This is a genomic window from Jeotgalibacillus campisalis (assembly GCF_000829515.1).
Taxonomy (GTDB): Bacteria; Bacillota; Bacilli; order Bacillales; family Jeotgalibacillaceae; genus Jeotgalibacillus; species Jeotgalibacillus campisalis.
The window spans coordinates 1-2,440 of record NZ_JXRR01000023.1 but is presented as its reverse complement, the minus strand read 5'-3'; the positions used below and the strand labels follow the sequence as shown (position 1 = coordinate 2,440).

The following is a 2,440-nucleotide window of genomic DNA, read 5'->3' as shown; positions in this document are numbered from 1 at the left end:
TTTTACACTTTTGCTCAATCAACCTATTACTTTAGTAAAATAGATCGTGACGTTATTTTACTGGAGGTTAGGATTTTGGAGGAGAAGTTAGTGTTATATATTAAGATTCAGGAATTACATAAGAGAAAGTTTAAAGTAGCTCAAATTGCAAAAGAGCTTAAGATATCAAGGCCGACTGTCTATAAGTATTTAGAAATGACATTCGATGAAGCAAGGACCTATATTGAACAACCTTTAGGAAAGAAGAAAAAACTAGATCACTATAAGGACTGGATACTTGCCTGGCTAGAAGAGTATCCCCATCTGAGTAGTGCTCAGATTCATGATTGGCTTTTAGAGAGATACCCCGACCTAGTGGTCGGTGGAAGTACTGTAAGAACATATGTGAGGGGTATTCGAGAAGTTTATCAAATTGAGAAAAAGACGATTGTGCGTCAATACGAAGCAGTTCCTGAACAACCTATGGGGAAACAATTCCAGGTAGACTGGGGAGAAACAAAACAGAAAACAGTGAACAATAGGGAAATCAAACTGTACTTTATTGCCTTTGTACTCGCTAACTCGCGATACAAATACATGGAATGGCAAGCACGTCCTTTCACCACAAGAGATGCGATTCGTTGTCACGAAAATGCGTTCCAGTTCTATGGCGGACGAACAGAAGAAATTGTCTATGATCAAGATCATTTAATATCAGTAAGCGAAAATGCAGGACAACTGCTTTTAACAGCTGAATTCCAAAGCTATGTAAACGAGCGTAAATTCAAAATTCATCTTTGCCGAAGGGCGGATCCGGAATCTAAAGGTATGATCGAGAATGTAGTTAAATACATAAAAGGCAACTTCGCTGATAGTCGTGTATTTAGAGATATAGAAGATTGGAATGAACGGGCAAGACAGTGGCTCGAGCGTACTGGTAACCATCAGGTTCATCAGACAACGAAAAAAAGACCAGCAGAAGTGTTTCTCCTCGAAAAGCAACACTTACAGCCAGTCTCTTCGCCACTTTCATATGAAAGTACCAATAACCAAAGTATAACAAGAAGTGTAAGTAAGGACAATACGATTCGGTACAAGTCAAACCGTTACTCCGTCCCTCTCGGGACTTATCAAAATATGAGTGAGAACCTTGTGTGGATTGAAATAAGGGAAGAAGATCATAAGAAATTGGTCGTAGGCAAAGAAGCAAATGGTGAAGTAATTGCCGAACATATCATTAGCTCTGAAAAAGGAAAACTGATTCAAAACCGTCACCATACGCGTGATCGATCAAAGGGTGTGGAGGAGTTTAAGCAACGTCTTCTCTCTCACTTTGAAGATCAGGTTCAGGCAGCTGCTTATTTAGATGAGATTAGTCAAAGATACCCGAGGTATCGAAGAGACCAGTTTACGATTATTTATAAGGTCATTCAACAATACCAAGATTTAATTGAAGTTGTTTTGACCAAATGTACGACAGAGAAACTCTACAATGCGAATGACTTTCGTGATATCGCCCATCACCTTAATGCCTTACGAGATGAGCCGGTAGAAGTACAATCTTTTTACACGAGTTCGCCAAAACATACTCATATTAAAGCCTCTACCCGTTCTCTTAAAGCATATACCAGCATTCTAGGAGGTAGAGTATGATGAACAAAACCGTACACGAACTGCAAGATCAATTCCGTCAACTACGTTTAGCAGAGACTGCGGAGGCGCTGCCGCAGCTTCTTCGTAAAGCTGAAAAATCGTCATGGACTTACTTGGAATTTTTAGAGTCTATCACCCGTTTTGAATTAGCCAAGCGTGAAACGAAGAGCCTTGAGAAAAGAATGAAATGGGCTCGATTTCCTTTCGTGAAGTCATTGGATGAGTTTGAGTTGAAAGGACAAAACGTTCTGACGGCTCGACAGCTCTCTCAACTCCGGGAGTTAAGCTGGCTGGAGCAACAATATAATCTGATTCTTTTAGGTCCTCCTGGCATTGGAAAGACGTATATCGCAATTGGGCTTGGACTTGAGGCTGTTTACAGAGGGTTCAATGTATATTTCGCTACAATGGGCGAACTTGTGCAGCTTCTCAAATCAGAAGAGTACCTGAACAAATCTAAAGTTCAGCTTAAAAGAATTAGAAATGCCGACCTAGTAATCATTGATGATTTGATGTATATGGCCATGGATCAAAGAGAAGCAAACCTATTCTTTCATTTGATTAATCATTTATACGAACGAAGTTCGATTATCCTGACATCAAATAAGAGTCCAGATGAATGGGGCAATTTAATCGGAGACCAGGGCATCACTACAGCGATTTTAGATCGCCTACTTCATCGTGTGGAAGTGATTCATGGTGGTGAAGGAGAGGAAAGTCACCGGATGAAAAATCGAAAAAGCATTTTTTCAGCAGAAGTGTAAAAAGGAAACGAGCAAAAAGTGTAAAATTCAACTTGACGTCTACA

General features: G+C 40.0%; 2 protein-coding genes. Both read left to right on the top strand.

The features are described 5' to 3' along the window. Positions 1-90: 90 nt before the first annotated feature. Positions 91-1,632, top strand: coding sequence for an IS21 family transposase (gene istA / locus KR50_RS17880; protein WP_052477207.1), 1,542 nt, complete (start codon positions 91-93; stop codon positions 1,630-1,632). Then, complete coding sequence (istB, locus tag KR50_RS17875) at positions 1,632-2,396, top strand: IS21-like element IS643 family helper ATPase IstB (protein ID WP_041061914.1); 765 nt, start codon at positions 1,632-1,634, stop codon at positions 2,394-2,396. The genes istA and istB overlap by 1 nt, the downstream gene beginning before the upstream one ends. Positions 2,397-2,440 lie beyond the last annotated feature (44 nt).